Below are 1009 nucleotides of genomic sequence, written 5' to 3'. Positions count from 1 at the left end.
ACCTCGAGGAGCACCCGGGCGAGGGAGGCGCGGCCGCGGTCGAGGGAGCGGCGGACGTCGGCCCGGCGGCGGCGGGCCCGCGCCCACAGCACCGTGGCCACGAGCGCCCCGGCGAGCACGGGCAGCGCCAGCCCGAGGTGCAAGGCGGGCACGCGGGCCGGGCCGCCGTAGGAGGCCTCGCCCATCGCGCGCGCCACGTTGACCACCGCCGTCGGCCCCTGCCCGGCTCCGAGGCCGGAGTGGTACATGCGCTCGAGGTTGACCCGGCCCGCCACGTCCTCGTCCAGGCCGAGCCGGGGACGGATGACCACCCCGGCGGAGTCCTGCTCCGGGCGGTCCTCCGGGTCCGCGTCCGGGTGCTGCGGGCCCCACCCCTCGGTCTGGGCGGAGAGCAGCACGTCCACGCCCTCGGGCATGCCCTCGCCGCGGAAGGACTGCTCGAAGGTGAGGTGCTCCGGCGTCACCCGCAGGGTCATCGGCTCCCACGAGCGCACGGGCCGCTGGGCGACGACGGCGTCCACGGTCCCCTGGCTGATGCCGAACGGGGTGCCCTCCTCCACCTCGATCCGCACGGTGTGCCGCGGCTGTGCGACGCTCACCCACAGGGCCAGCCCCGCGAGCACGGCCGTGAGGACGGCGCAGGCCACCGCGATCCCGGCGAGGATGCGCTCTCTCATCGGACGGCCTCCCGGACGACGTCGGGGAAGCGGACCGCGGGCCGGGCGCACCGGCCCGCCTCGACCAGCGCGCGCAGCGTCGCCTCGGCCTGCCCCACCCGGTCCTCCAGCTCCGGGCGGACCGACCGGCGGAACGCGTCCGGGCGGCCGCGGCGGCTGCCGCGAGCCAGCGAGTCCAGGGCGAGGGTGTGCTCCACGACGGCGGCCGTCGCCTCCCGGGTCTGCGGCAGGGCGCGCGCCCCGGGGGCGTCCGCGGCCAGGGCGAGCAGCTCCGTGAGGGCGCGCAGACGCAGGGCCGGGTCGTCGCCCGCGTGGGCGAAGCGGGCCGGGTC

The 1009-nt window shown here is 78.7% G+C and carries 2 protein-coding genes; both read right to left on the bottom strand.

What is annotated here, in order from left to right:
- A partial coding sequence (locus NWP10_RS12120) for a hypothetical protein (protein WP_258301071.1) occupies positions 1-677 on the bottom strand: 677 nt, incomplete at its 3' end.
- The coding region (locus NWP10_RS12115; protein WP_258301070.1) for a hypothetical protein at positions 674-1009 on the bottom strand (336 nt) is incomplete at its 5' end. The genes NWP10_RS12115 and NWP10_RS12120, both read right to left, overlap by 4 nt.

Source organism: Micrococcus sp. HG099 (assembly GCF_024723355.1).
Lineage (GTDB): Bacteria > Actinomycetota > Actinomycetes > Actinomycetales > Micrococcaceae > Micrococcus > Micrococcus endophyticus.
The sequence above is the reverse complement of the archived record's forward strand: the minus strand, read 5'-3'. Positions and strand labels throughout refer to the sequence as shown.